Annotated in this window: 23 protein-coding genes; 13 read left to right on the top strand and 10 right to left on the bottom strand. The window is 62.9% G+C overall.

From position 1 onward, the window contains the following. Positions 1-69 precede the first annotated feature (69 nt). From LOKVESSMR4R_RS08850 to LOKVESSMR4R_RS08835, 3 genes are all read right to left on the bottom strand, one after another. Positions 70-1101 (bottom strand): glycosyltransferase family 2 protein, encoded by a 1032-nt coding sequence (locus tag LOKVESSMR4R_RS08850; RefSeq protein WP_087207623.1) that lies wholly within the window; start codon positions 1099-1101, stop codon positions 70-72. Between the two features lie 214 nt (positions 1102-1315). Continuing rightward, on the bottom strand, positions 1316-1813 hold the full coding sequence (locus LOKVESSMR4R_RS08840) for a hypothetical protein (RefSeq protein WP_087207619.1): 498 nt from the start codon (positions 1811-1813) through the stop codon (positions 1316-1318). A gap of 49 nt (positions 1814-1862) precedes the next feature. Next, on the bottom strand, positions 1863-3458 hold the full coding sequence (locus LOKVESSMR4R_RS08835; protein ID WP_087207617.1) for a peptide chain release factor 3: 1596 nt from the start codon (positions 3456-3458) through the stop codon (positions 1863-1865). Between the two features lie 102 nt (positions 3459-3560). Here LOKVESSMR4R_RS08835 and LOKVESSMR4R_RS08830 point away from each other — a divergent pair, with 102 nt between their 5' ends. Further along, complete coding sequence (locus LOKVESSMR4R_RS08830; protein WP_157898177.1) at positions 3561-4184, top strand: hypothetical protein; 624 nt, start codon at positions 3561-3563, stop codon at positions 4182-4184. Positions 4185-4238: 54 nt separating this feature from the next. After that, positions 4239-4826 carry a hypothetical protein gene (locus LOKVESSMR4R_RS08825; protein WP_157898176.1) on the top strand — a complete coding sequence of 196 codons (588 nt, stop codon included), beginning with the start codon at positions 4239-4241 and terminating at the stop codon, positions 4824-4826. Here the strand turns inward: LOKVESSMR4R_RS08825 and LOKVESSMR4R_RS08820 are convergent. Beyond that, on the bottom strand, positions 4823-5779 hold the full coding sequence (locus tag LOKVESSMR4R_RS08820; RefSeq protein WP_087207610.1) for a Hint domain-containing protein: 957 nt from the start codon (positions 5777-5779) through the stop codon (positions 4823-4825). The genes LOKVESSMR4R_RS08825 and LOKVESSMR4R_RS08820 overlap by 4 nt on opposite strands. 96 nt (positions 5780-5875) lie before the next feature. On the opposite strand from LOKVESSMR4R_RS08820, the gene LOKVESSMR4R_RS08815 reads away from it, so the two are divergent. Both LOKVESSMR4R_RS08815 and LOKVESSMR4R_RS08810 read left to right on the top strand, forming a co-directional pair. Further along, positions 5876-6655: an SDR family oxidoreductase gene (locus LOKVESSMR4R_RS08815; RefSeq protein WP_087212903.1), complete on the top strand. Its 780-nt coding sequence runs from the start codon at positions 5876-5878 to the stop codon at positions 6653-6655. 70 nt (positions 6656-6725) lie between these two features. Beyond that, entirely contained in the window at positions 6726-7796 is a 1071-nt protein-coding gene (locus tag LOKVESSMR4R_RS08810; protein WP_087207608.1) for an ABC transporter ATP-binding protein, read from the top strand. 187 nt (positions 7797-7983) lie between these two features. Here LOKVESSMR4R_RS08810 and LOKVESSMR4R_RS08805 read toward each other — a convergent pair whose 3' ends face one another. Genes LOKVESSMR4R_RS08805 through ccmI form a run of 3 tightly spaced genes read right to left on the bottom strand, consistent with a single transcriptional unit; the run spans position 7984 to position 9892 of the window. After that, a complete protein-coding gene (locus tag LOKVESSMR4R_RS08805) occupies positions 7984-8226 on the bottom strand; it encodes a DUF1289 domain-containing protein (RefSeq protein WP_087207606.1) in 243 nt (80 codons plus the stop codon). Next, complete coding sequence (gene ruvX, locus LOKVESSMR4R_RS08800) at positions 8223-8699, bottom strand: Holliday junction resolvase RuvX (RefSeq protein ID WP_087207604.1); 477 nt, start codon at positions 8697-8699, stop codon at positions 8223-8225. Before ruvX ends, LOKVESSMR4R_RS08805 begins: the two co-directional genes overlap by 4 nt. Then, on the bottom strand, positions 8696-9892 hold the full coding sequence (gene ccmI / locus LOKVESSMR4R_RS08795; protein ID WP_087207601.1) for a c-type cytochrome biogenesis protein CcmI: 1197 nt from the start codon (positions 9890-9892) through the stop codon (positions 8696-8698). The genes ruvX and ccmI overlap by 4 nt, the downstream gene beginning before the upstream one ends. Positions 9893-10081: 189 nt before the next feature. Between ccmI and LOKVESSMR4R_RS08790 the strand changes: the two genes are divergently transcribed. The 7 genes from LOKVESSMR4R_RS08790 to LOKVESSMR4R_RS08760 all read left to right on the top strand — a co-directional run bounded on the left by LOKVESSMR4R_RS08790 (position 10082) and on the right by LOKVESSMR4R_RS08760 (position 17535). Further along, positions 10082-11326 (top strand): sarcosine oxidase subunit beta family protein, encoded by a 1245-nt coding sequence (locus LOKVESSMR4R_RS08790; RefSeq protein ID WP_087207598.1) that lies wholly within the window; start codon positions 10082-10084, stop codon positions 11324-11326. A gap of 127 nt (positions 11327-11453) precedes the next feature. Beyond that, complete coding sequence (locus LOKVESSMR4R_RS08785; protein ID WP_087207596.1) at positions 11454-11774, top strand: hypothetical protein; 321 nt, start codon at positions 11454-11456, stop codon at positions 11772-11774. Positions 11775-11852: 78 nt separating this feature from the next. Beyond that, positions 11853-12182, top strand: coding sequence for a sarcosine oxidase subunit delta (locus LOKVESSMR4R_RS08780; RefSeq protein ID WP_087207594.1), 330 nt, complete (start codon positions 11853-11855; stop codon positions 12180-12182). Then, the gene (locus LOKVESSMR4R_RS08775; RefSeq protein WP_087207593.1) at positions 12179-15187 is read left to right on the top strand and encodes a sarcosine oxidase subunit alpha family protein; all 3009 of its coding nucleotides are present in this window, start codon (positions 12179-12181) and stop codon (positions 15185-15187) included. The genes LOKVESSMR4R_RS08780 and LOKVESSMR4R_RS08775 overlap by 4 nt, the downstream gene beginning before the upstream one ends. Then, positions 15180-15743, top strand: a complete 564-nt coding sequence (locus LOKVESSMR4R_RS08770) for a sarcosine oxidase subunit gamma (RefSeq protein WP_087207591.1) — start codon at positions 15180-15182, stop codon at positions 15741-15743. The genes LOKVESSMR4R_RS08775 and LOKVESSMR4R_RS08770 overlap by 8 nt, the downstream gene beginning before the upstream one ends. 150 nt (positions 15744-15893) lie before the next feature. After that, entirely contained in the window at positions 15894-16493 is a 600-nt protein-coding gene (locus LOKVESSMR4R_RS08765) for a superoxide dismutase (protein ID WP_087207589.1), read from the top strand. A gap of 73 nt (positions 16494-16566) precedes the next feature. Beyond that, positions 16567-17535 (top strand): threonine ammonia-lyase, encoded by a 969-nt coding sequence (locus LOKVESSMR4R_RS08760; RefSeq protein WP_087207587.1) that lies wholly within the window; start codon positions 16567-16569, stop codon positions 17533-17535. Here the strand turns inward: LOKVESSMR4R_RS08760 and LOKVESSMR4R_RS08755 are convergent. Next, positions 17530-18084 (bottom strand): TIGR00730 family Rossman fold protein, encoded by a 555-nt coding sequence (locus tag LOKVESSMR4R_RS08755; protein WP_237331942.1) that lies wholly within the window; start codon positions 18082-18084, stop codon positions 17530-17532. The genes LOKVESSMR4R_RS08760 and LOKVESSMR4R_RS08755 overlap by 6 nt on opposite strands. 109 nt (positions 18085-18193) lie before the next feature. Here LOKVESSMR4R_RS08755 and LOKVESSMR4R_RS08750 point away from each other — a divergent pair, with 109 nt between their 5' ends. After that, positions 18194-19324: a LysM peptidoglycan-binding domain-containing protein gene (locus LOKVESSMR4R_RS08750; RefSeq protein WP_087212900.1), complete on the top strand. Its 1131-nt coding sequence runs from the start codon at positions 18194-18196 to the stop codon at positions 19322-19324. 64 nt (positions 19325-19388) lie between these two features. Then, positions 19389-21209, top strand: coding sequence for an ABCB family ABC transporter ATP-binding protein/permease (locus tag LOKVESSMR4R_RS08745; protein WP_087207582.1), 1821 nt, complete (start codon positions 19389-19391; stop codon positions 21207-21209). Positions 21210-21315: 106 nt separating this feature from the next. Here the strand turns inward: LOKVESSMR4R_RS08745 and LOKVESSMR4R_RS08740 are convergent, their stop codons facing one another. Both LOKVESSMR4R_RS08740 and LOKVESSMR4R_RS08735 read right to left on the bottom strand, forming a co-directional pair. Next, entirely contained in the window at positions 21316-24993 is a 3678-nt protein-coding gene (locus LOKVESSMR4R_RS08740) for an efflux RND transporter permease subunit (RefSeq protein ID WP_087207579.1), read from the bottom strand. Further along, entirely contained in the window at positions 24990-26237 is a 1248-nt protein-coding gene (locus LOKVESSMR4R_RS08735; protein ID WP_087207576.1) for an efflux RND transporter periplasmic adaptor subunit, read from the bottom strand. The genes LOKVESSMR4R_RS08740 and LOKVESSMR4R_RS08735 overlap by 4 nt, the downstream gene beginning before the upstream one ends. Positions 26238-26367: the final 130 nt, after the last annotated feature.

The following is a 26367-nucleotide window of genomic DNA, read 5'->3' as shown; positions in this document are numbered from 1 at the left end:
TTTCCGGCGTCCCGGCGTCATGGGCCGATCAAGCCCTTGTGGGGCGGGTATCGGAAATACGGCTGATCGTCAAGGCAAAGGCGCGGCCAGCGCTTTGGCCAGCGCTTTGGCCAACGCTTCTGGCGGCAGCTGGCGCAGCGCATGGTCATGCCAGTGCCGCAGCGTCTGATCCGCCAGAAGCCGCCCCATCTGTGCATCAATGGCCGGCAGGTGCCGCAGGATCCGTGGGTCATGGTCGCTGTGCTGGTTGTAGGTGGCGAAATAAGCGTCGGAATGGCGGGCGGCGAAATCCTGATAAAAGGGATCGGTCGGGTCTGTGGGGACAAAGGCGCTGCCACGGCCGCGCTGGCGGCGCATCTGCGCGAATGCCGGATGGCGCGTGGCGTAATGGTTGATCTGCGCCCAATCATGCTGGATCAGGCTTGTCGTGACCAATTCCACACCCGCCGGGATTTTCAAGCGTTTGCGCGGCCATGCGCGGCGACGTTGGGTTTTGCCCTTGCCGTCGCGCCAGTCAGGTTGCCGTTCAAGAGATGCGGCAGTGTAAATCGGCCCATGCGCAAAGAAGGCAAGACCATCACGATGCCTGTAAAGGGATTTGAACGTCCGGTGATCCAGCCCCACCTCTCGCGTAAAATCTGCGGGCGCGCAGCGGCACAGCGCGGGGTGGATTTGCCGTCCGGGCCAAGCCACGCCGGGCGGCACGCCAAAATACCGCCAATTGATCCGGATCCCGTCCGCCTTGCCCAGATCGTGGATCAGCCTTTGCACGCTGCCATCCCCGCGATGGACCAGCAGGAATTCATCCAGATCCAGCCATGCCAGCCAGTCGCCATCCTTGATCTGGCCTGTGGCCGCCAACAGATCAGCGAATTGATATTGCGGCCCTTTGCCTGCGGGGTCGCGCGAAAAGGGCAGATAGATCACCTCGCCCATCGCGGCCAGACGCGTCAGCATCTCATGCGACCCATCGGTGCAATCATTCGCACCGATGATGAAACGGTCAAACCCGATGGCCCGGTGATAGGCCAGCCATTCGATCAAAAATGGCCCCTCGTCGCGCAGGCAGGTGATCAGCGTGGCCGATGTTGCGGGTTTCATGCTGTCACATCCCGTTTGTGCAAAGCGCAGGACAGCGGGTGGCGGGCCTGTCGATCATCCTTTGTGCGCCTTGCAGCACAGGCAGGCGACCAGCGGGCCTAAGATCTTGGGGGATATCATGACCAATCGCTTATTCTTTATCATGCACAACCAAGGCGCGATCTGGCCTTGCAGCGCAGCTTAGGGAAATGCGGCTGATCGTCAAGGTCGGGGATCATGGCGTGGCAAGCGCCTTGGCTGCATCACTTTGCGCCAAAAGCCTTTGCAACGGCTCTGGCGGCACAAAGCCCGCGTAGCGCCCGCGCCTGCCAAAGACCCGCAGCGGCAGGCCCGATCTGGCTGCGTTCCGAAACTCTGCCTCGGTCAGGTGAATGACCCCAATTTCCGTGCGACGGCAGGCGTCGGTGCATTGCGTCAGCAGCCGGTCCGTCCTTTTATAGCGCAGCGGCGTGCCATTGCTTTCAATTTTTTCAATGATTGGTCCGTTCGGCACGCGCCGATATATGCGGGTCACGATGCCAAAAGCGTATTGTCCCCCGCGCGAGGTGATCGCGGGCCGCACGAGCATGACCCCTTGGCGATCGCGGAAAATCTCTTGTTCCCGGGTGGTGATCATGTTGATCCCGGTCCAATCGTCATGGAAACTGACGACCGCCTGTGGCGCGGTGCAGGCGCCGAGCAGAAAACATAAGATCAACGCGCGCCACATCATGCCGCATGTCAGCGCGGTATCGTAAAGATCGCGTTAACGCCGCCGCCGTTCAGACCATCATTTCCTTGGTCGCGGTCAGGGTGATGGCGGGATAATCGCGGCCGACGCGGTCGATGTCCCATTGCAGGCGGGTCAGGAACACGGTGTCGCCGTCGTTATCGGTTGCGATATGCTGTTTATTGGCCGCGACAAAGGCATCCACCGCCATTTTGTCCCCCGCGACCCAGCGGGCAGAGGTGAATTGCGAGCTTTCGAACCGCACGGGCAGGCCGTATTCCAGCTCGATCCGGCTGGCCAGCACCTCGAATTGCAAGGCCCCCACGACGCCGACGATGAACCCCGACCCGAACGTCGGTTTGAACACTTTGGCGGCACCTTCTTCGGCGAATTGCATCAGGGCTTTTTCCAGATGCTTGGCTTTCATCGGATCACCCGCGCGGCAGGTCTGCAGCAATTCGGGTGCGAATGACGGGATGCCGGTGACGCGGATCGCCTCGCCCTCGGTCAATGTGTCGCCGATACGCAACTGGCCGTGGTTGGGGATGCCGATGATATCGCCGGCCCAGGCCTCTTCGGCCAATTCGCGGTCGGCGGCCAGAAACAGCACCGGATTGGTGATCGCCATCTGTTTCTTGCTGCGCACATGGGTCAGTTTCATACCGCGTTCGAAATGCCCCGAGGCCAGCCGCACAAAGGCCACGCGGTCGCGGTGTTTGGGGTCCATATTGGCCTGCACCTTGAAGACGAAACCGGCGACGGTCGTCTCTTCTGGGGCGACATTGCGGGGCTGGGCCGATTGGACCTGCGGTTCCGGCCCATAGCTTGCCAGACCTTCCATCAATTCCTTGACCCCGAAAGAATTCATCGCAGAGCCGAACCAGATCGGCGTCATCGACCCGTTCAGCACGCTGTCAGGGTCAAGCGCGGGCAGCAATGCCTTGGCCATCTCGATCTCTTCGCGAAATTTGGCCAAGAGGTCGGCAGGCACATGCTGCGCCAGTTTGGGATCATCCAGCCCGTTGATCTGGATACTGTCAGCGACCTTGTTGCGGTCGGCGCGGTCCATCAATTCCAGCCGGTCGCGCAGGATATCATAACAGCCGATGAAATCGCGGCCCACCCCGATGGGCCATGACGCAGGGGTCACGTCGATGGCCAGATTTTCCTGAATTTCGTCAATAATATCGAAAGTATCGCGGCTTTCGCGGTCCATCTTGTTGCAAAACGTCAAGATCGGCAGGTCGCGCAAGCGGCAGACCTCGAATAATTTGCGGGTCTGGCTTTCGACGCCCTTGGCCCCGTCAATCACCATCACGGCGGCGTCAACGGCCGTCAGCGTGCGATAGGTGTCTTCGGAAAAGTCCGAATGGCCCGGCGTATCGACAAGGTTAAAGCGGTATTTGCCAAAATCGAATGACATGGCCGAGGCCGAGACCGAAATGCCACGATCCTTTTCCATCTGCATGAAATCGGACCGCGTGCGCCGCGCCTCGCCCTTGGCGCGGACCTGTCCGGCCATCTGGATCGCGCCACCATAAAGCAGGAATTTTTCGGTCAGCGTCGTCTTGCCCGCATCGGGATGCGAGATGATCGCAAAGGTGCGACGGCGGGCGATTTCAGGCGGCAAGGCGGGGCGGTTTGTCATGGCGTCACGCTTTAGGCGTTTCGCTGCGAAAGGGCAATGTGTCGGCCTGTCTTGACGCAAGATAAACGATTGCGCGCTAGGATGGTGCGGAAAGGCGGCGCAATGGGTTTCAGGGCAGGATGGTGGACGATCTGCGTGATCCTGTCGGGCTGTGGCGGTGGCGGCGGGGGCGGGGGCGATAATCCGGGCAGCGGCATTGACCCGCGATTGGCGCGGCTGGATATCTATGAATCCCAACGCATCAGGGTGCTGGGCGATCCAGAGGCTGGGGCCATGGGCATGGCCCCCACCGCGGGCGCGCTGCCGGTGGCGGGCGGCGTGCAATTTGCCGGTTTCGCCACCCTGCGCGTGGAAGGCGCGCAACAGCTGGTGCTGATCGGGGATGCGCAGCTGGATGTCGATTTCGGCACTGCGCGCAGCAGCGGCAGGATGGACCGGTTTTTCGGCACCGTGCCGGGCAGCGGCGTGCAGGATTTTGGCGGCGAGATCACGATCAGCGATGCGCCGGTCGCCCGCGATCTGGACCTGTCCTATGCCGGGGCCTTGACCGGTGGTGGCCAGCAGCTGGCGGTCTCGGGCCAGCTGACCGGCCTGTTTCTGGGCGATCCGATCACCGGCCTGTCCGCTGCCGATCTAGACCCTTTGCTGGTGCAAAATGGTGTGATCCGCAGCGGCACGCTGGTGCTGGTGGCGGAACCGACCGCGCCCGAACCTGTGGCGCCGTGACCCGCGATGCCGTGATCGTAACGGTTTGTTAACCAAGTTCCGCGACAAAGCGGCATGTTACGCGGTCTGTGTTTGGTATCTGGTCTGATCTTTTGTCTGGCGGCCTGTTCCGGTGGTGGGGGCGGTGCGGCGGGCAATGCGCTTGTGCCTGCCGATGCTTTTGCGGCCTTGCAGGACCGCGTGACCACGCCGGGGATCACGGCTTTTGCCAGCCTGCCGCCGACGGGTGATCTGTCTTATAGCGGCCTTGTGCAGCTGAACCTGCCCTTGGGCGGGGCGGCGGCGGCGCTTTATCACGGGGATCTGGATCTGAGGGTCAGTTTCGCGGCGGCGTCCGATCCGGTGACCGGTCGTATCGGTAATCTGCAAGGGGCGGCGGGGGAAGCGACAGGTGATCTGCTGATCAGCAATGGCAGGCTTTACCCCGATGCCGCCGCCGCGCGCGATTACCAATTCACCGCCGATCTGTCGGGCACCCTGACCCAAAACGCCATCACCCATCTGGTCAGCGCCGAAATGTCGGGCGATTTTCACGGGGCGCAAGGCAGCGGTGTCGCAGGCGTGATCGCGCGGGGGTCTGTGCGACAGGGCGATGAGATCGCTGTTTTCGACGGTCGTTTCGCCGCCGAACGCAGCCCCTAGCAGGTCGAGGCGCGCCGCAGCAGATCGGCCGCTGTCGCGGGGTCGATCAGGCTGTCGCGGACCTCGTAATCCAGATGCGGGCGGTGGCGGTGCAGCTTTGCGCCTGCGGGCATGGCGTGTTTTGTATTGGCATCCACCAAATGCGATTCGGCGGCGATCCCTTCGGCATAGATGATATGGTGATCATCCAGCACCAGCTGGAAATAATCGACATAGCCGCCGCGTTTGCGCAAAACGGTCACGCCATCGACCAGCTGGCGCGCGCGGATCAAGACCTCGGCATGGCCCGTGCCCAACAGATCGCTGCGCTGATAGATGAAAATCCGGTGATCCGGGCGCAGCACCAGATCGGCCTCGTTATGCAAGGCCCCTTGGGTGATGATCACCGGCGCAAAGCGCCCGGTTGCGCGCATCGTGGCCTGTGTCACATGGCGCAGCGGTTGTTTGCCCGCATCCCGCGTCAGCACCAGATCGCCGGGCGAAAGCGTTTCGACCGGCTGCATCGTTCCATCGCCCATGGTGATCCTTGTGCCGCGCGCGAAAGACCCCGCCGCCGCCTCGGCAAAGCGGCGGGTCGCGGTTTCGCGCGCGATCCCGACCAGCCGGTAAGCGCAATCCGGCATGATATCGCCCAGCGCCATCAGATAGATACCGACGGCCAGCCCTGCGTTTTCCTCGACCAGCACCAGCGCATCATGGGTGGTGCCATCGGGGGCCATCAGCGTCAGGCAGCAATCCAGATGCACGGCATTGCGCGCGCCGGTCTTGCGCCGCAGCCCGGCCGGTTCGGCGATCAGATCCAGCGCCAGCATTGCGGCTTGCGGGGCCAGCGCATAAAGATCGTCCAGCACCAATTCATCGGCAAAGCCCAGCGGCTCTCCTTGCAGCACACCGTCAACGACGGTCACATCCTCGGCGCGAAACACCTCGATCGTGATCAGATGGCTTGGCATGTCCGATCTCTACACCGCGCGCCCGGCGGGGGTAAGATCAAATTGCCCATGGCGGGCGAGGATGCTAGGTCAGGGGCGCAAAGAGGGGGAATGATGATGGATCTGGATATTTCGGGCAAGACGGCATTGGTCTGCGCATCGTCAAAGGGGCTGGGGCGCGGCTGTGCCGAGGCTTTGGCCGGCGCGGGGGTCAACCTTGTGCTGAACGCGCGCGGCGCAGAGGCGCTAGAGGCGACAGCCGCCGATATCCGCGCCCGTTTCGGCGTGCAGGTCACGACAATCGCCGCCGATGTGGCGACCGAGGATGGCCGCGCGCGTCTGCTGGCGGCGGCGGGCGATGTCGATATTCTGGTGACCAATGCGGGCGGGCCACCACCGGGGCTGTGGTCGGATTGGGAACGCGACGATTTCATCAAGGCACTCGATGCCAATATGCTGGCCCCCATCGCGCTGATGAAGGCCGTTCTGCCCGGCATGATCGCCAAAGGCTGGGGCCGGGTGGTCAATATCACCTCGGGGTCGGTCAAGGCACCGATTGCGCAGCTGGGCCTGTCCAATGCCGCGCGCGCGGGCTTGACCGGCTATGTCGCAGGCACCGCGCGGCAGGTGGCGCAGCACGGGGTGACGATCAACAACATGTTGCCCGGCATCCATGCAACCGACCGCGCGATCAGCCTTGATACCGGTGTCAGCAAGGCGCAGGGCATCGATATGGCCACCGCCAAGGCGCAGCGCGAGGCGACGATCCCCGCCCGCCGCTATGGCACCGCCGCCGAATTCGGCGCGATGTGTGCCTTTTTATGTTCGCAACATGCCGGATTCATCGTCGGCCAGAACATCGTGCTGGATGGCGGGGCGATCAACGCGACGATCTGAGCCACTTGCACCGGCGGGGCGGGGTTGTTAGGTCCACAAAACCCTATTGTTTTGATCAGAGATTGCCTGCATGACATTGCCCCGCCTTGCCGTTCGCCATCTGGTCAAGACTTTTGCCGGGCGGCGCGTCGTCGATGATGTCAGCCTGACGGTGATGCCGGGGCAGGTGACCTGCCTCTTGGGGCCATCGGGCTGCGGCAAATCCACCACTTTGCGGATCATCGCGGGCGTGGATATGCAAGACAGCGGCACGATCCATGTCGATGGCCAGCTGATCTGTGACACGGTCGACCGCGTCCCCCCCGAAGGCCGGTCCATCGGGTTGATGTTTCAGGATTTCGCGCTGTTTCCGCATTTGACCGTGGCGCAGAATGTGGGCTTTGGGCTGCGCGGCCGGCGCGATGACGGGCGGGTCACGGCGCTTTTGCAAAAGGTCGGGATGCTGCGCTATCTGCATGATTACCCGCATCAATTGTCGGGCGGCGAACAGCAGCGCGTCGCTCTGGCCCGCGCTTTGGCACCGCAGCCGCGCATCATGCTGATGGACGAGCCGTTTTCCGGCCTCGATGACCGCCTGCGCGATGATATCCGCGATGAGACGCTGGAGATTTTGAAAAGCGAAGGCACCGCCGTCTTGCTGGTCACGCATGAACCCAACGAGGCGCTGCGCATGGCCGATGAAATCGCCTTGATGCGCGACGGGCGCGTGGTGCAGCGCGGCTCGCCCTATAATATCTATAACGCGCCCAAGGATTTGCAGGCGGCGGGTTTTTTCAGCGATATCAACGTGATCAAGGGCAAAGTCCAGGGCGCGCTGACCGATACGCCCTTTGGTCAGTTCCTCGCCCCCGGCGTGCCGGACGGGACCGAGGTCGATATCGTGATCCGCCCCCAGCATCTGAAGATTGATTTTGACCGCGCCGGTCGCGGCCCGAACCCGACCCCCCAAGACGGCACCCCCGCGCGCGGCGTGGTGCAGCGCGCGCGGTTCATCGGCGCGTCGAGCCTGGTGGAATTTCGCATGGATTTTGACGGGTCCATCCTGCGCGCCGCTGTCCCATCGGTATTTTTGCCAAAGGTGGGCACGCCGCTGTGGATCATGATCCGGCGGGACCGGTGTTTTGTCTTTCCGCGGGGGTAGGGTGGATCTTGATCCACCTTACGCGCCCTGCGCGGCAGCGTGATCCGCGCGAAAGCGCGGGTTTTCGTGTTTAAAGGTATCTGTTTGACGTATATCGCTTATCTGGATGAATTTGGGCATATCGGCCCCTATATCGCCCGCAATGATCCCCGACATGACAAAGGCTTGCTGCCTGTCGACAGCCCCCTCACTTCACCCGTCCCGCACGCCCGCCGCGCCGTTTGGCGACCAGCCCTTTGCGGGCGGGCAATTCTGCCATCACCTGCGCCCGTGCCTCGGGGGTCATCCGTGACCAGGCGCTGATCTCGTCGATCGTGCGCAGACAGCCCGTGCACAGCCGCGTTTCGGGCTGGATCACGCAGATCTTGATACAGGGGCTGTCGATTTCGGCCCGTTTCCAGATGTGGTCGGTCGGTTCGGGGATGGTCACGCGCGCGCCTCCAGATGTCGCAGCCGGTCCAGCATGCCTTGCAGAATATAGCTTGCCGCGACATTGTCGATCCGCTCTGCGCGACGTTTTCGGGACATATCCGCCGCGAGCATGGCCCGTTCGGCGGCCACCGTGGACAAGCGTTCATCCCAGAATGTAATCGGCAGCGGCGTCAGCTTTTCGAGATTGCGCGCAAAGGCGCGGGTCGCCTGACAGCGCGGCCCTTCGGACCCGTCCATGTTCCGCGGCAGGCCCAGCACCAGCCCGACGATCATCCGGTGGGTCGTGATCTCAAAGAGCCGCGCCGCATCGAGCGTGAATTTCTTGCGCTTGATGGTTTCCAGCGGGCTGGCCACGCTGCGCATCAGGTCGGATACCGCCACCCCGATCGTCACCGTGCCAAGGTCCAGCCCCGCAAGCGCGCCATGGGCGGGCAGGGCCGCGGCAAAATCCTCGGGCGCGTCAAGGATCATTCCAGCAGGCCTGCGTCGCGCGCGGCCGGTGTCAGGATCGCCATGGCCTCGGCATTGGCGCCAAAGACATCCGCCGCCTCGACCCAGATCGCGCGGGCGTTGTCGGTATCGCCCAGCACGCCATAGGCCGCAATCAGCCGCGCCCAATCGGTCGCAGTGCCGCCGTCATTGGCCAGCCGGTCGGCCAGCCCCTCGACCATGCCGCCGATCATCGCTTGGCGGTCTTCTGGGCTCATGTCCTGGGCTGCGGCGATATCCTCGGCGGAAGGGCCGCGCAGGGCGGGCAGGGTATAATCGATCCCGGCGCGAAAGGCCGCATCCTCGATCATCTGGCGGGCAGAGGCGGCGTGGAAACTGGCGGGATTGCCGTTTTCGGCAAGATCGCGCCAGAGCCGATAGGCCAGGTCGGGCCGGTCGGTCTGGTCATAAAGCAGCCCCAGATAATAGCGCGCGGCCAGGTTGGTATCATCCAGCGCCAGGATCGCGCGGATCACCTGTTCGGCCTCGGGCGAGACCAGCCCACCGGCCGCCACCACCCGCAGATCCAGCAGCCGGGTCAGATCGGCCGGTCCGGCCGCATCGCCCAGAATGCTGACCACTTGGTCCTGCGCCCGCGCGGCACCGGCATAATTGCGCAATTCGACCTCGTGAAAGGCCAGCCGCGACCAGGCTTCGAGATCATCGGGCCGGGTCGGGGCGATCTCGCGCAGGCGGTCGATGGCGGCGCGGTAATCCTCGGGCAGGGTGACGGCGGGCGGGGGCGGTGCAAGCTGTTCCAGAAAGGCCTGCGCAGGCCGGTTGGCGCGCATCTGTTCTGACGCGGCCAGCCGTGCCTGCAACGGCACATCGCCATAGCCCGGCGCGCCAAGCTGCAGATAGGTCGCGAATGTCACCGCCGCGACCACCGCCAGCACGCTGATCGCCACCAGCCCCTGCCGGCTGTCGCTGCGCAGCATGCCTTGATCCATCTTGCTGGCCGCCAGCAGGCGCCGCGCGATTTCGGTGCGCGAGCGGTCGGCCTCGGCGGGGTCCAGCAGGCCGCGTTCCAGATCGCGGTCGATCTCGGCCAATTGCGCGCGGTAGATCGCGACATCGGGGTTGTCAGCTTGCACATCGGGGGTGCGCAGCAGCGGGATGGCCATCAGACCGGCAACAGCCAATGTCATCACGCCGACAATTATCCAGAATGTCATAAGCTCTCTCGCGGTTGTTGGCCCCGACATAACCGCCATGGGCCAAGGTGAAAAGGGCCTGCGACGCCATGGCCCTTCACTGTGGCGCGGCCATGTCGTAAATCGCGGTCCAGACGCCGCTGGCAGTATCCTTTCCACGCCCCGAAAGGTCCAGACAGGGGCAGATATCAGACAGGGAATCGCGCGCCGATGAAACGATATTCCGCCTTTGCCATTGCGCGAGAAGCGTTCCGCCAGCACACAGGCTGGTCCCGTGCCTGGGCCAATCCCGCGCCGCGTGCCAAATATGACGTGATCATCGTCGGTGCGGGCGGGCATGGGTTGGCCACGGCCTATTACCTGGGCAAGAATTTCGGCATCACCAATGTCGCGATCCTGGAAAAAGGCTGGCTGGGCGGCGGCAATACCGGCCGCAACACGACGATCATCCGCTCGAACTACCTGCAAGACCCTTCGGCTGCGATCTATGAAAAATCCCGCAGCCTCTATGAGACGATGTCGCAGGACCTGAATTACAACGTGATGTTCAGCCCGCGGGGCGTGATCATGCTGGCCCAGACCCAGCACGAGGTGCGCGGCTATAAACGCACCGCCCATGCCAATGCGCTGCAAGGCGTGAAAACCGAATGGATCGGTCCCGACAAGGTCAAAGAGCTGTGCCCGATCATGAATATCGACGGGCCGCGCTATCCTGTGCTGGGCGGCTTGTGGCAGGCGCGCGGTGGCACGGCGCGCCATGATGCGGTCGCCTGGGGCTATGCGCGGGCCTGTTCGGATATGGGCATGCATGTCATCCAGCAATGCGAGGTCACGGCCATTCGCCGTGACGGGGCGCGCGTGATCGGCGTCGATACCACCAAGGGCGCGATTGATTGCGACAAGCTGGGGCTGGTCGTTGCGGGCCATTCCGGTGTGATGGCGCAGATGGCGGGGTTCCGGCTGCCGATTGAATCGGTGGCTTTGCAGGCGCTGGTGTCAGAGCCGATCAAGCCTTGTATGGATGTCGTGGTCATGGCCAATACCGTGCATGGCTATATGTCCCAATCCGACAAGGGCGAGATGGTGATCGGCGGCGGCACCGACGGATATAACAATTACACCCAGCGCGGCAGCTTTCATCATATCGAGGAAACCGTCCGCGCCCTGGTGGAAACCTTCCCGATGATCGCGCGGCTGAAAATGCTGCGCCAATGGGGCGGGATCGTGGATGTGACGGGCGACCGCTCGCCCATCTTGTCGAAAACGCCGGTCGATGGCGTCTTTGTCAATTGCGGCTGGGGCACTGGCGGGTTCAAGGCCATCCCCGGATCAGGCTGGGCCATGGCGGAATTGATCGCCAAGGGCCAATCGCCGCTGACCGAGGAATTTTCGATGTTCCGGTTCCGCGAAGGCAAGTTCATCGACGAAAGCGTCGCCGCGGGGGTGGCGCATTGATGCGTGCTGTGACCGGTCTTCAGCGCCGCTTGGCGGCAATCAGCCGAGCGGATGCGCCTGCTGCAACACATCCCGGCCGTCCTGCGTTTGGATGTCTGATGACATCGCAGACAAAGGAGTTTTCATCATGGCTACCCCTCCCAACCGGCAATCAGGCGCGCGCATCTGGATCGGTGTCGCGCTTGGCATTCTTGTGCTGGTCGTGCTTTTGGCGCTGTTCTCGCGCGGCACCACAACCGCGCCTGTCACCAATACCGGCACGGATACAGGCACAGTCGTCGATCCTGTTACCGGCACTGGTACGGGCACAGGTATGGGCACGGGAACAGGTATGGGCACTGGCACAGGTATGGGCACTGGCATGGGCGTCGATCCGGCCGCGCCGCGACAGCCGATGCTTGACCCTGCGGTCACTGATCCGCAGCCTGTCCCTGCCGCTCCGCAATAATTCCATTTCGATGATCACCGCGACAGGCGGGCGCAGCGATGCGTCCGCCTTTTTGCCGTGCAGACCAGAGGTTGCCCCATGCTGACCCTTCACTGCCCCTATTGCGGGGTTCAGGCCGATGAAACCGATCTGCAACCGGGCGGGCAGGCGCATCTCAAACGCTTTGGCCCCGGATCATCCGATGACCAGTTCGAGGATTACATGTTCATGCGCGAAAACCCCAAAGGCGTGCATTTCGAACGCTGGCGGCATGCCTATGGCTGCGGCAAATGGTTTCTGGCCGCGCGCTGCACTGCCACGCTTGAGGTCTTTGGCACCTATCCGGCCCAAACCACCAAACCGCCGCAGGACATCTGCGACAAGATCACGGCCAAACGTCCCGGCTGGACATGGGGAGATTTCGCATGAGCACGCGTCTTTCGGGGCATGGCCGTCTGATCGACCGGAGTAAGCCGGTCTCTTTCACCTTCAACGGCAAAAACCTGCGCGGTTTTGCAGGCGATACGCTGGCCTCGGCGCTGCTGGCCAATGACCAGATGCTGGTGGGTCGGTCATTCAAATATCACCGCCCGCGCGGCGTGGTCGCGGCAGGGGCCGAGGAACCCAACGGGCTGGTCAATCTGGGCCAAGGCGCGCGGTTCGAGCCGAACCAGCGCATCACCACGACAGAATTGTTCGACGGGCTGACGGCGACCAGCCAGAACCATTGGCCCAGCCTTGAATTCGACGTGGGCGCGATCAACACGCATCTGTCGCGCTTTCTGCCGGCGGGTTTTTATTACAAGATGTTCATGTTCCCGCGCCCGTTCTGGAAACATGTCTATGAACCATTCATCCGCAAATCCGCCGGTCTGGGCCGCGCGCCCAAGGATCGCGATCAGGATATCTATGAGCATTTCAACATGCATGTGGATGTGCTGGTGGTCGGCGGCGGGATCGCGGGGCTGGCAGCGGCGCTGGCGGCGGGGCAGTCCGGCGCGCAGGTTCTGCTGATCGAACAGACCGCCGATTGGGGTGGCCGCGCTGTCGTGGACGGCGTGCAGATCGACGGGATGGATGCGGCCGATTGGGTGAATTTCACGCTGCAACTGCTTGGCAAGATGGAAAATGTCACGATCCGTGCGCGCTGCATGGGGGCGGGCGTTTATGACCATGGTTATACGCTGGCCTATGAACGGCTGAAAGATCACGTGCCCGATCAGGACGGTCCGCGCCACCGGCTGTGGCGTATTCGCGCCGCGCGGATCGTGACCGCCACGGGGGCGATCGAGCGGCCGCTGTCTTTTGCGGGCAATGATCTGCCCGGCGTGGTGCTGGCGGGGGCCGTGCGCGATTACGCGGTGAATTTCGGCGTCTCTATCGGGGATCGCACCGTGGTTGTGACCAATAACGATGATGCTTACCGCACCGCCATCGCCTTGAAAGAGGCAGGGCTGGAAGTGCCGGTCATTGTCGATGCGCGCACCGCCCCCGCAGGGCCACTGATCGACCAGGCGCGCAACTTGGGCATCCGTGTGGCCGATGGCAAAGGCATCGCAAAGGTCAAAGGCGGCAAGCGTGTCACCGGTGTCGCCCTTTGTGCGCAGGCCGGTGAAGGCGCTGTGCTGGAAGAAATCGCCTGCGATTGCGTGGCGATGTCGGGCGGCTGGTCGCCGGTCGTGCATCTGTGGTCGCATTGCGGCGGCAAGCTGGTCTGGGACGATGCCCAAGCGATGTTCCGCCCTGACACGGCGCGCCCGCCAACCGGTGCTGATGGCGCGGGTTTCGTGATCGCCGCCGGTGTCGCCAATGGCCATCTGCGCAGCGCCGATGTGCTGGCTGACGGGATCGCCGCGGGCAAGACGGCTGCGGCGGCATGCGGGCATAAGAAACGCTTGGCCGCGGCCCCCGTCGCCACCGATGCTGACCAAGGCCCGATCGCCCCGGTCTGGATGATGCCGCAGGGGGCCAGCTATGCGTTGCGGTCCAAAACATGGCTGGATTTCCAGAATGACGTGAAAGTCACCGATGTGCAGCTGGCCGCGCAAGAAGGGTTTGAATCCGTCGAACATGCCAAGCGCTATACCACGCTGGGCATGGCAACCGATCAGGGAAAGCTAAGCAATATCAACGGATTGGCGGTGCTTTCTGATGCTTTGAACGCGGCGATCCCCAATGTCGGCACTACGACCTTTCGTCCGCCCTATACGCCGATTTCCATGGCGGCGATTGCAGGGGCTGCGCGCGACGAAGTGTTCCAGCCTTTGCGCAAGACCCCGATGTCGGATTGGCACAATGCCAATGGCGCCGATAATGAACCCGTGGGCCAATGGCGCCGGCCTTTCGCCTATCTGCGTGCCGGCGAAAAGGTCCATGATGCCGTGAACCGCGAAGTCACCAATGCGCGCAGCAATATCGGGCTGCTCGATGCCTCGACCCTTGGCAAATTGGTGGTCAAAGGGCCGGATGCAGGCAAATTTCTGGACATGCTTTACACCAATATGATGTCCAACCTGCCTGTGGGCAAATGCCGTTACGGGCTGATGTGTTCGGAAAACGGGTTCTTGATGGATGATGGCGTTGTCGCGCGCCTGTCCGAGGATAGCTGGCTGTGCCACACCACCACCGGCGGGGCCGACCGGATCCACGCCTGGATGGAAGATTGGCTGCAATGCGAATGGTGGGATTGGCAGGTCTATGTCGCCAATGTCACCGAACAATGGGCGCAGGTCGCCGTGGTCGGGCCAAAGGCCAAGCTGCTGCTGGACAAGCTGGGCGGGATGGATCTGTCCGCGCTGCCGTTCATGCAATGGCAGGCAGGCCAGATCGGCGGGTTTGATGCGCGGGTGTTCCGGATTTCATTCTCGGGCGAGCTGTCTTACGAAATCGCCGTGCCAGCGGGGCAGGGCCGCGCCTTTTGGGAGACGCTGATCGCGGCCGGTGAGGCATTCGGGATCATGCCTTATGGCACCGAGGCGCTGCATATCATGCGCGCCGAAAAGGGCTTTATCATGATCGGTGATGAAACCGATGGCACCGTCATTCCGCAGGATCTGAACCTGCATTGGGCCTTGTCCAAGAAGAAAGACGACTATCTTGGCAAACGCGCCCATGCGCGCAGTTTCATGGATAATCCGGATCGCTGGCGGCTTGTGGGGCTGGAAACGCTGGACGGATCGGTCCTGCCCGACGGGGCCTATGCGATTGCCGATGGCACCAATGCCAATGGCCAGCGCAACACCCAAGGGCGTGTGACCTCGACCTATCATTCGCCGACGCTGGGGCGCGGGATCGCCATGGGTCTGGTGCATCGCGGCCCCGACCGGATGGGCGAGGTGATCAGTTTCAACACCGTGGATGACGCCAAGACCGTCGCCGCCCGGATCGTTGATCCGGTGTTTTATGACAAGGAAGGGGCAAAGCAGAATGTCTGACGCCATCAGCGCCTTGCAAGGCCGCACAACATCCGGCGAGGTCACGATCCGCGAGGCGGGTCTGTGTGGCATGATCACCCTGCGCGGCGATCTGTCGAATACCAAGCTGCGCGCGATCTGCAAGAAGATCACCGGCCAATCCTTTCCAGCCAAAGGCAAAATCAGCGCCACAGGTGCGGTTGGCCTGGGCTGGATGTCGCCGGATGAAATCTTGCTGCTACTGCCCTATGAAGAGGTCACAGAGGCGCTGGCGCAGATTGATGCCGCCCTGGCGGGCCAGCATTACCTGGCCGAGAACGTATCGGACGCGCGTGCGTTGATCCATGTCGAGGGTGGTTTCGCGCGCGAGGTGCTGGCCAAGCTGACGCCCGCCGATCTGCACCCGGCCCGATTTGGCCCCGGTGATTTGCGCCGCAGCCATCTGGGGCAGGTCGCTGCCGCCTTTTGGATGACGCAGCCCGATCATTTTACGGTTATCTGTTTCCGCTCGGTTGCGGATTATGCCCATGAATTGCTGGTGGCTTCGGCCAAGGCTGGCCCTGTCGGCGCATTGTGATCGCCAGATCCCGCGCGCGGGGCGCACGGGGCCTCCGGCGGGGATATTTAGGCTCGGAAGATGGGGCAAATCGGGGCCTGCCCTTGACCTTTGCGCAGCTGCGGGCCACCTAAAGGGTAACGCAATGCTGAACAACAAAGAGGACACGCAATGTCATTCTCGCTTCCTGATCTGCCCTATGCCCATGATGCGCTGGCATCCAAGGGGATGTCTGCCGAAACGCTCGAATTCCATCATGACATCCACCACAATGCCTATGTGACCAATGGCAACAAGGCGATTGAAGGCACCCCATGGGCCGGCAAATCGCTGGAAGAAATCATTGTGGGCACCTATGATTCCGCGGCCGTCGCGCAGAGCGGGATTTTCAACAACATCAGCCAGTTGTGGAATCACAACCAATTCTGGGAAATGATGACCCCCGCTGCCAGCAAGATGCCGTCAGAGCTGGAAAAGGCGCTGGTGGAAAGCTTTGGCTCTGTCGATGCGTTCAAATCCGAGTTCAGCGCCGCCGGTGCGGGCCAGTTCGGGTCCGGCTGGGCCTGGTTGGTGAAAAAAGCCGATGGCGCGCTGGCGATCACCAAGACCGAAAACGGCGTGAACCCTTTGTGTTTCGGCCAGACAGCCTTGCTGGGGTGTGATGTGTGGGAACATTCCTATTACATCGATTTCCGTAACAAGCGCCCGGCCTATCTGACCAACTTCCTTGATAATCTGGTCAATTGGGAAAATGTCGCCAGCCGGATGTAACCGCTTCTGAGCATAGACAAGATCAAAGGCCCGTGGGACATGTCCTGCGGGTTTTTTCTTTGGGGAATGTATCATGGGTCCTGACCTGGCGGCGATCACTGCGGCGGCGGCTGTTTTGCGCGATGCGTTGATTGAAACACCGGTTTTGCCGCTGGTATCGGCGCGCTGGGACGGGGTCTTGCCGGATTGCGCGGGTGTAACGGTCAAGCTGGAATTGTTCCAGCAGGCCGGATCCTTCAAGGCGCGCGGCGCCTATCTGGGGATTGCGGCGCTGGACCCGGCGCAGCGCGCGGCGGGCGTTGTGGCGGCCAGTGGCGGCAATCATGCGCTGGCGGTGGCCTGGGCCGCGCGTGCGGCGGGGGTGGGCGCGCTGATCTGCATGCCGCGCGCGACTGATCCTGCGCGTATCGCGGGCTGCGAGGCTTTGGGCGCGTTTGTGTCCTTGCATGATGATATGGCCGCGGCCTTTGCCGCGATGAATGCCGCAGCCGCGCAGGGCCGCGCCTTGATGCATCCGTTCGAGGCCGCGCATATGGTTCTGGGGGCGGCGGTCTGCGCGCGCGAATATCTGGCGCAGGCCCCTGATCTGGACACATTCGTCGTGCCCATTGGCGGCGGCGGGCTGATTGCGGGCATGGCCTGTGCGATCAAGCATTTGCGCCCTGACGCCCAGGTGATCGGGGTCGAGCCTGAGGGGGCCGATAGCCTGTCGCGGTCTTTGGTGCAGGGTGCGCCGGTCACGCTGGACCAGGTGGCCACGATTGCCGATAGCCTGGGGGCGCCCATGGCGCTGCCTTATACATTCGGGCTGGCGCAGGCCCATGTCGACCGCATCGTGCGGATCGCCGATGCCCAGATGCTGGCGGCGATGGAGATTTACCAGTCCATCCTGCGGATCACGGCAGAACCGGCCTGTGCTGCGTCACTGGCGGCGATCATCGGCCCGTTGCGCGATGATCTGGCCGGGCGGCGCGTCGGGATCATCGCCTGCGGGTCCAACATTTCATTGTCGCGCTATCATGCCCTGATGGCGGCGCTATAGCGCGTCCTGCAAGGCTTTTTCCAGCGCGGCGACATCGGCGGCGCTGGTCACGAAGGACAAGATATCATCGCCCGCAAAGCCTTGGCCCACGACATGGCGCAGCAGCGCCAGCAGCGGGTCCCAAAAGCCCGCGATATTCAGCAGGATGATCGGTTTTTGGTGCAGCCCCAGCTGCCGCCATGTCAGCACCTCGAAGAATTCATCGAGGCTGCCCGCCCCGCCGGGCAACACCACCACCGCATCGGCATTCATGAACATGACCTTTTTGCGTTCATGCATCGTCTCGGTCACGACGAAACTGTCCAGATCGCGCTTGCCGACCTCAAGCGCCAGCAGATGCGTGGGGATCACCCCGAAGGTGCGCCCGCCCGCCTGTTGCACCGCTTTGGCGACCCGGCCCATCAGCCCGACATCGCCCGCGCCATAAACCAGCCGCCAATTGTTGCGCGCCAGCATCTGTCCGGTTTCGGTGGCGGATTGGGCAAAGGCAGGGTCTCTGCCATCCCGAGAGCCGCAATAAACACACACTGACATTGGAAAATCGGACATTGCTACCCCTTTGATGCAGCTTGGCTTTGACCGCTCATAGCGGGGTTGCTACATTGTCTCAATGCTGTGGGCGGATTTTCGCCGGTCAAATGGGGATGGGGTATCAGGCGTGGACGGACAGAAAAAATCGCAGGTGGGTGCTTGGGTGCTGGGGGCTTTGCCCGCGGCTGCGCTGGGGGCGCTGGTGGTGTATCTGCTGCCCGCGCCAGAGGCCGCCGCGCCGGTGCCAGTAGCTGTGTCAGAGGCTGTTGCTGCCCCCGCAGAAACCGCGCCAGAAGAGATTGCCCAAGAAGAGGTCACCCCCGTCGTGCCGTCATTCGATACGTTCCGGCTGGACCCTGACGGATCCATCATCGTGGCGGGCCGTGCGGCCCCCGATCAGGTTGTCGATCTGATCCTGGGGGGCGGTGCCATTGCGCGGGCCACGGCGGATGCCACGGGCAGTTTCGTGATGCTGGCCATTGCGGATCCGGCGGATCAGCCGCGCCGCCTGTCGCTGCTGGCTGATCCCGACGGGGCGGCGGTGCCATCGCAGACCAGCTATATGGTTGCGCCGATTGCGCCCCCGGCCGCGCCTGAGATGCTGGCAGAGGCACCCGCAGAGGCCCCCGCAGAGGCCCCGGTTGACCCGGCCGCCGCAGCCGATCTGCCCGCTACCGAAACAGCCGGGATCACCCCCGCACCCGCCGCTGCGCCCGTGGTGCTGGAAACCGGCGTTGATGGCGTGCGCGTCGCTCAGGGGGCGGCCGTCCTGCCTGAACCCAATGTGGCGCTGGATGCGATCACCTATGATCCCAGCGGCGCGGTGGAATTGACAGGCCGCGCCACCGGCGATGGCGAGGTGCAGATCTATCTTGATAATGAATCCGTGGCCGCAGCACCGGTGACGGCGGGCGGCGACTGGCGGATCATCCTGCCGCCTGTGGCAACCGGCGTTTATACGCTGCGCATTGACGAGGTTGATCCCGATGGCATTGTCGTATCGCGGATGGAAACACCCTTCCAGCGCGAAGAACCCGCCAGCGTTGCCGCTGTCATGGCCGAAGAGACCGCGCAGGACGGGTTCGAGGTCGCGACCCGCACGGTCCAGCCCGGATCGACGCTTTGGGCGATTGCCGAGGAAACTTTGGGCGCGGGCATCCTTTATGTGCAGGTCTTCGAGGCCAATAGCGATCTGATCCGCGACCCCGACCTGATCTATCCCGGACAGGTGTTTCGGATTCCCGACCGGGCGCAATAGCCAGCTGGCTCTGGTCAATCATCGGGCAGCGCCCTAGTAACGGGCAACACCCCCGGAGAGACCGATGCGCCCGACCACCCATTCCGACGCCAACCTCGGCAATGCCCGCCTGCAGGGCTGGTCCGTCATCAAGCGCGTGATGCCCTATCTGTGGCCGCAGGGGCAGGGCTGGGTCAAACGCCGCGTTGTGGGCGCGATGCTGGTGCTGCTTTTGGCCAAGGTGATCGCGGTCGGCACGCCGATCTTGTATAAACAGGCTGTGGATGCGCTGGCCCCTGACGGGGCGACGGCGGCCACGGTGCTGGGGCTGGGGGCTGTGGGGCTGACGCTGGCCTATGGTTTCGCGCGGCTGATGAATGTGGGCTTTCAGCAATTGCGCGACGTGATCTTTACCCGCGTCGGCCAGCGCGCCTTGCGCCAGCTGGCGCTGGAAACCTTTACCCATATTCACCGCCTGTCGCTGCGCTATCACATCACCCGCAAGACCGGCGGGCTGTCGCGGGTGATTGAACGCGGCGTCAAGGGCGTGGATTTCCTGCTGCGGTTTTTGCTGTTCTCGATGGGGCCGCTGATGCTGGAACTGGCGATGATTTCCATCGTCTTGTTCTTTTTATTCGACGTCTGGTATCTGGCCGTCGTCGTGGGGACCATCGCACTTTATGTCTGGTTCACCTTTACCGTCACCGAATGGCGCGTGAAAATCCGCAAGGAAATGAATGATCAGGACACCGACGCCAATCAAAAGGCGATTGATTCCCTGCTGAATTTCGAAACGGTCAAATATTTCGGTGCCGAGCGCTGGGAAGCTGACCGCTATGACCGCGCCATGGCCCAATATGAAGGGGCGGCGATCCGCACCAATTATTCGCTGGCTTTCCTGAATTTCGGCCAATCGGTGCTGATCACCGGCGGGCTGGTGATCGTCATGGTCATGGCCGCCATTGGCGTTGAACGTGGCGATCTGACGGTGGGCGATTTCGTCATGGTCAATGCCTATATGATCCAGATCACCATGCCGTTGAACTTTCTGGGCACGGTCTACCGCGAAATCCGGCAGGCCTTGATCGATATGGGCGATATGTTCGATCTGCTGGGCCAACCCGCCGAGGTGACGGATGCGCCCCACGCCAAGCCTTTGGTCGTCAGCGGCGGGCGCGTCACCCTGCGCGATGTGACCTTTGGCTATGATGCGGCGCGCGGGATCTTGAAAGGCATCAATCTGGATGTCGCGCCGGGCCAGACGGTGGCGATCGTCGGCTCTTCGGGGTCGGGCAAATCGACCATCGGGCGGCTCTTGTTCCGGTTCTATGATGTGACGGGCGGGGCCTTGCTGATCGATGGGCAAGACCTGCGCGATGTGACCCAAGACAGCCTGCATGCCCAGATCGGCGTGGTGCCGCAGGATACGGTGCTGTTCAATGACACGGTGCATTACAACATCGCCTATGGCCGCCCCGATGCGGGCGAGGCGGATATCATCGCCGCCGCCAAAGCCGCCAAGATCCATGATTTCATCATCAGCCTGCCTGATGGCTATCAGACCACCGTGGGCGAACGTGGTCTGAAACTATCGGGGGGTGAAAAACAGCGGGTTGGCATCGCGCGCACCTTGCTGAAGAACCCGCCGATCCTTTTGCTGGACGAGGCGACAAGTGCGCTTGATACCGAGACCGAGATGGAAATCCAGGCCGAGCTGAAGGCGATGGGCCAGGGCCGCACGGTGATCACCATCGCGCATCGGCTGTCCACGATTGCCGATGCCGATCTGATCGTGGTGCTAGAGGATGGCGTGATCGTCGAAGAAGGCCGCCATGACGCGCTCTTGGCGCAGGGCGGGCGTTATGCGCATCTGTGGAATAGGCAGGTGGAGGAAGAGGTGGTTTGACCACGGGTGGGGCAAACGTGGGTGCAATTGTAGGTGCGCAGGATGCGCACCCTACGCAGCCATAATTGCACCGTAGGGTGCGCATCTTGCGCACCCCGGCCATTGCTCACTCTGCCGCCAGCTTTGTGTTCACGCCTGCTGCCGGGGCGTCATCCTCGACCCAGATCACCTCGGGCGCCTTGACCCTTGCGGCCTGCCTTGCCAGCGCCCAGTCGCGGGCGGCGCGGCTGCTGCGGCCCATCGAAAGCTTCGCCAGCAGCTGTGCCGCCCATTGCACATAGGTCACGAACCAGACCCGCAGCGCCAGCATCGAGGGGGTAAAGACCAGCGTCAGCACCGTCGCGATGCCAAGGCCAAAGACCACCGCCGTGGCCAATTGTTTCCACCACAGCGCCGTCGGGCTGTCGATCGTATAGCCGCCCTGCATGAAATCGAGCGACAGGCCGAACATCATCGGCGCCAGCCCCGCCATCGTCGTGATCGTGGTCAGCAAAACGGGGCGGATGCGGTCTTCGGCGGTGCGGGTGATCGCCTCGGTCCGTGGCATATAGCGGCTATAATCCTGATAGGTGTCGATCAGGATGATATTGTTGTTCACCACGATCCCCGCAAGTGCGACGATCCCGGTGCCAGTCATGATGATCGAAAAGGCCTGATCCATGACCAGCATCCCCACCAATGACCCTGCGGTGGACATGACCACGGCCAGCAGCACCAGCACCGAATTATAGATACTGTTGAATTGCGCCAATAAGATGATGAACATCAGCCCCAGCGCACCGGCAAAGGCGGTCATCAAAAAGGCCCCCGATTCGGCCTGTTCTTCCTGATCGCCGGTCCATTCCCAGGTCACACCCGCAGGCAGCGGGTTTTCGGCCAGCCAGTCGGTCAACAGCGCGATGCGTTCATTGGGATTAAGCGGGGTTTCCGTGATCGCGCCACCCGCCACCAATTGGGCAAAGCGCGCGGGATCTGTGTCCTCCTGCAGGCGCAGATCGCCATAGCGCGCCATGCCGGTCTGGTCGCGGTCAAGCCGGGCCACCCCGATGGGCGTGCCCTCCGCCATAAGGCTGGTCAGCCCGCTGGCCACCCCCGCCTTGACATCGAAATAGCGTTGCTGGTCGATCCGGTCGATCTGGGCCAATTGCTGCACCGGGGTGCGGGTGATGAAATTCGACAAAGGCACCAGCCCGTCATCGGTGCGCACGCGCAAGCTGTCGAGCGTGGACAGCACGCGGTCCTGTTCGGGCAGGCGGACGCGGATCTCGATTTCCTCGTCCGAACTGTCAACGCGCATCGTATCAAGCAGGATGCCGCGCGTCACCAGCTGCACCATCGCGCCGACGCTGGCCACATCCGCGCCGAACCGGCCTGCGGTCGCCACATCGACGTCGATCTGCCAATCAATGCCGGGCAGGGGCAGGGTATCCTCGAGACTGATCAGCCCTTGGGTCTGGGCAAAGCGGTCGCGCGCGATCTGGGCGGCGCTGATCAGATCCTCCCAATGATCACCTTTCAGCCGCAGATGCACCGGCTTGCCCGAGGCCGGGCCGCGCGCCTGGGCCAGGATCTCGGTCTGGATGCCGGGGATCGCCTGCAATTGGTCCTGCAATTGCGCCAGCACCAGATCGCCGTCCAATGCGGCAATCCCGGCGCGGTCTTCCCAGGGAATGGTTTCCAGCTGGACCTGCCCGATCGTGTCGCGCGGGGTGCTGCCGCCGGCGGCATCGGTGTTCAGCCCGCCGTCACCGGCAAAGGCAAAGGCGCTGATCACACCGGGATGGGCCAGCACGATGTCTTCGGCCTGGCGGACCAGCGCGTCTTTCTCGGCCAGGGACAGGTTGCCGCGCGCGCGGACATAGACGATGGCCTGTTCGGGCTCGGATTCCACAAAGAATTCAAAGCCGTTGTTATTGGACCCGTAATAGCTGAAAATCGACATGACGGTAAAGATCACCAGGCCAATCGTGACCAGCGGCATGACCGGATTGCCGACGATAAAATGCATGAACCGCCCAAAGCCGGACCGCTGATATCCCGCCGTGATCCGTTTGGCGGGCCGGGTGATGCGCGCGGCCCCCACGGTGATCGACAGCAGGACCGCGCCCCCCAGAAACAGCAGTATTCCGGGCAGCGAGGCGACAAAGCCTGTCGTCTGGACGGCCGCACCGGACAGATAGCCGGGGTTCAGCACCAGCATCGCGCCGGTGAACACGACCATGATCGCAGGCAGCACCAAGGCCGCACAGCCCGCCCAAGGCAGCCGCGCGCGCAAAGCATCCGAAGACCGGCCGAAAGCCCGGCTCATCCGGCCGGTGACGCCGCCCATGACCGGCAGATAGACCAAGGCCACCACCAAGGAGGCGCAAAGCACAAAGATCAGCGTGACCGGCAACATCCCCATGAATTGCCCCGAGACCCCGGGCCAGAACAGCATCGGCAAAAACGCGCAAAGCGTGGTCGCGGTCGAGGAAATGATCGGCCAGAACATCCGCTTGGCGGCCTCTGTATAGGCCGACATCGGGCCTGTGCCTTCCTGGATGCGCTTATCGGCATATTCGACAACGACAATGGCCCCGTCCACCAACATGCCCACGGCCAGGATCAGCCCGAACATCACGATATTGGAAATCGTGATATCCATCATCGCCAGCAGCGCGAAACATAACAAGAAAGAGGTCGGGATCGCGAACCCCACCAACAGCGCCGGACGGGTCCCAAGCGAGGCCAGCACCACGATCATCACCAGCGCGATGGCGGTCAGCACCGAGCCTTCGAGCTGGCTGACCATCGAGGCCACGCTGCGCGATTGGTCATTGGATGTGCCCACGGTGATCGCCGCGCGCAATTCGGGCGACCAGCTGGCGCGTTCCGCCGCCACCGCCGCGCGCACAAGCGCCACAGTGTCGATCAGGTTGAACCCTTTGCGTTTGACCACCTGCAAGGCCACGGTATTGACCCCGTTGAACCGCGCCGTGCCGACCCGGTCCTCGAATGTCAGGCGGATCGTGGCCAGATCGCCCAAGGTGACGATACTGTCGCCATTGGTCTTGACCGGCAGCGCATAGACATCCTGCGCGCTGTCAAAGGACGAGGGGATCTTGACCGCGAATGTGCCCTGGGCTGTGTCCACTTCACCCGCGGCGATCAGCATGTTGTTATTGGTCACAACGCCGATCAATTCGCCCGCGGTGACATTATAGGTCTCGAGCCGCAGCGGGTCGATCAGCACCTCGAGCATCTCATCGCGCTGACCGGCCAATCCGGCCTCGAGCACGCCATCGATGCCTTCGATCCGGTCTTGCAGGCTTTTGGCGGTGCGCAGCAGCGTGCGTTCGGGGACATCACCGGTCAGGTTGACGACGATGATGGGAAATTCGGAAAAGTTGATTTCCGTGATCGAATATTGGTCGGCACCTGCGGGGAAACTGGCCTGCGCATTATTCATGGCAGAGCGGATATCGGCCAGAATCTTGGTCTTGTCCCAGCCGAATTCGAATTCCAGCGCCATACCGGCAAAGCCTTCGGCGGCGGTGGCGGTCATGGTTTGCAGCCCGTCCAGATCGGACAATTCGGTTTCCATCGGGCGCACCAGCAGGGTCTCGCTATCGGCGGCGGAAATGCCGGGGAAGGGGACCGAGACAAAGATCGCGGGGATTTCGATATCCGGCTCGCCCTCTTTGGGCAGGCTGACATAGGCGGCACCGCCCGCGATCAGCGACAGCGCGATAAAGGCCAGCACCATGCGCGCGCGCGACGCGGCCAGATCGACGATGCCGATCATTGGCCGGTCTCCTGCTGGCCGGTCTCTTGCTGGCTCACCTCTTGATAGCTGGGCACGATCGGCACGCCGTCGATCACGAATTCCTGGCCGATCGTGATCAGATCGACGACATCGGGCAGACCCGCGACCCAGACGCCTTGGGCCGTGTCGCGCAGCAGGGTCACGGGCAGGAATTGCGCGGTCATATCGGGGCCGACGATGCGCACGCCCAAAGTGCCTGCATCATTCAGCGTCAGCGTGGATTGCGCGACCAGATGGGCCGATTGGCCTGCGGCGGCGACGATGATTTCGGCGCTTAGCCCGTCGCTGATGGCCAGATCAGGGTTCGGCACGGTCACTTCGACGCGAAAGCTGCGGGTCACCGGATCAGCGCTGCGCGACAGGAATGTGACCGCGCCCGCGACCTCTTGCTGGCCCGCCAGCCGCCCGCCTGCGGCGGCACCGACCTTGATCCGGGCGACATCGGCCTCGGGGGCGAAACCCACCAGCCTGATCGGGTCCAGCTGGATGATCGTCGCACAGGGCGCGCCGGGCTGCATCAGCGCGCCCAGCTCTGCGGTATCGGTTTCCAGCAGGCCCGCGAAAGGCGCGGTGATGGTCAGGCGGGTAATCTCGCGTTCGGCGCTGGCAACGGATGCTTGCGCCGATTCGATCCCGGCCAGCGCCGATGACACCGCCGTGCGCGCCCGCTGCACGCCCGCGATGGCCGATTCCATCGTGGCCTGCGCGCCGACCACGCGGGTTTCAGAGGCAAAGCCGTCCTGCGACAGCGCGCGCGCGGCGTTCAGGTTGATTTCGGCCTCGCGCAGCCGCGCTTCGGCTTCGATGACGCCGGCCTCGGCCTCGGGGACGCGGCTTTGCGCCTCGGACAGGCGGGCGCGGGCCTCGGCCAGATTGGCCTGCCGCGTGCCGGGGTCCAACGTGCATAGCCTGTCACCCGCATTGACGAAACTGCCCTTGGGCAAAGGCTCGGATATCACCAGACCAGAGGTTTCCGCCGCCACCGTCACTTCGCGCGCGGCCGCCGTCTGGCCGCGCAGCAGCACCGCGCTGTCAATGGCCTGCGCCTGCTGGCGCCGGGCGACGACGCTGATCCCTTGTGGCGCGGGCGCATCGGCTGTCAGGGCGGCGGGGGGCGTTTCGGCATTGGCCCCTGCGAAAACCAGCAACCTGTCGCGTTCAAAGATGATCAGGTAAAGGCAGGCCGTGACGGCCAAAGCTGAAAGCAGGGACATCAAGCGCATTTGCGGCCTTTCTCAAAACACATAAAGGCATGGATTGATGCCCCACATAAAATACGCGCCACGCACGCTGCCGGATCAGCTTTTAAACTGAACCATTGAGTTCAGGTTATGCCAGAGATGACCTTTGGGC

It is taken from the genome of Yoonia vestfoldensis (assembly GCF_002158905.1).
GTDB lineage: Bacteria > Pseudomonadota > Alphaproteobacteria > Rhodobacterales > Rhodobacteraceae > Yoonia > Yoonia vestfoldensis_B.
This window is presented reverse-complemented; position numbering and strand designations above follow the sequence as displayed.

Coding starts and splice junctions, on each gene's coding strand:
- LOKVESSMR4R_RS08815 (WP_087212903.1), top strand. CDS start 5,876: ATGGATCTGGATATTTCGGGCAAGACGGCATTGGTCTGCGCATCGTCA.
- LOKVESSMR4R_RS08840 (WP_087207619.1), bottom strand. CDS start 1,813: ATGATGTGGCGCGCGTTGATCTTATGTTTTCTGCTCGGCGCCTGCACC.
- LOKVESSMR4R_RS08810 (WP_087207608.1), top strand. CDS start 6,726: ATGACATTGCCCCGCCTTGCCGTTCGCCATCTGGTCAAGACTTTTGCC.
- LOKVESSMR4R_RS08765 (WP_087207589.1), top strand. CDS start 15,894: ATGTCATTCTCGCTTCCTGATCTGCCCTATGCCCATGATGCGCTGGCA.
- LOKVESSMR4R_RS08790 (WP_087207598.1), top strand. CDS start 10,082: ATGAAACGATATTCCGCCTTTGCCATTGCGCGAGAAGCGTTCCGCCAG.
- LOKVESSMR4R_RS08740 (WP_087207579.1), bottom strand. CDS start 24,993: ATGATCGGCATCGTCGATCTGGCCGCGTCGCGCGCGCGCATGGTGCTG.
- LOKVESSMR4R_RS08745 (WP_087207582.1), top strand. CDS start 19,389: ATGCGCCCGACCACCCATTCCGACGCCAACCTCGGCAATGCCCGCCTG.
- LOKVESSMR4R_RS08755 (WP_237331942.1), bottom strand. CDS start 18,084: ATGTCCGATTTTCCAATGTCAGTGTGTGTTTATTGCGGCTCTCGGGAT.
- LOKVESSMR4R_RS08830 (WP_157898177.1), top strand. CDS start 3,561: ATGGGTTTCAGGGCAGGATGGTGGACGATCTGCGTGATCCTGTCGGGC.
- LOKVESSMR4R_RS08835 (WP_087207617.1), bottom strand. CDS start 3,458: ATGACAAACCGCCCCGCCTTGCCGCCTGAAATCGCCCGCCGTCGCACC.
- LOKVESSMR4R_RS08785 (WP_087207596.1), top strand. CDS start 11,454: ATGGCTACCCCTCCCAACCGGCAATCAGGCGCGCGCATCTGGATCGGT.
- LOKVESSMR4R_RS08850 (WP_087207623.1), bottom strand. CDS start 1,101: ATGAAACCCGCAACATCGGCCACGCTGATCACCTGCCTGCGCGACGAG.
- LOKVESSMR4R_RS08770 (WP_087207591.1), top strand. CDS start 15,180: ATGTCTGACGCCATCAGCGCCTTGCAAGGCCGCACAACATCCGGCGAG.
- LOKVESSMR4R_RS08820 (WP_087207610.1), bottom strand. CDS start 5,779: ATGCCAAGCCATCTGATCACGATCGAGGTGTTTCGCGCCGAGGATGTG.
- LOKVESSMR4R_RS08735 (WP_087207576.1), bottom strand. CDS start 26,237: ATGCGCTTGATGTCCCTGCTTTCAGCTTTGGCCGTCACGGCCTGCCTT.
- LOKVESSMR4R_RS08780 (WP_087207594.1), top strand. CDS start 11,853: ATGCTGACCCTTCACTGCCCCTATTGCGGGGTTCAGGCCGATGAAACC.
- LOKVESSMR4R_RS08760 (WP_087207587.1), top strand. CDS start 16,567: ATGGGTCCTGACCTGGCGGCGATCACTGCGGCGGCGGCTGTTTTGCGC.
- ccmI (WP_087207601.1), bottom strand. CDS start 9,892: ATGACATTCTGGATAATTGTCGGCGTGATGACATTGGCTGTTGCCGGT.
- LOKVESSMR4R_RS08825 (WP_157898176.1), top strand. CDS start 4,239: ATGTTACGCGGTCTGTGTTTGGTATCTGGTCTGATCTTTTGTCTGGCG.
- ruvX (WP_087207604.1), bottom strand. CDS start 8,699: ATGATCCTTGACGCGCCCGAGGATTTTGCCGCGGCCCTGCCCGCCCAT.
- LOKVESSMR4R_RS08775 (WP_087207593.1), top strand. CDS start 12,179: ATGAGCACGCGTCTTTCGGGGCATGGCCGTCTGATCGACCGGAGTAAG.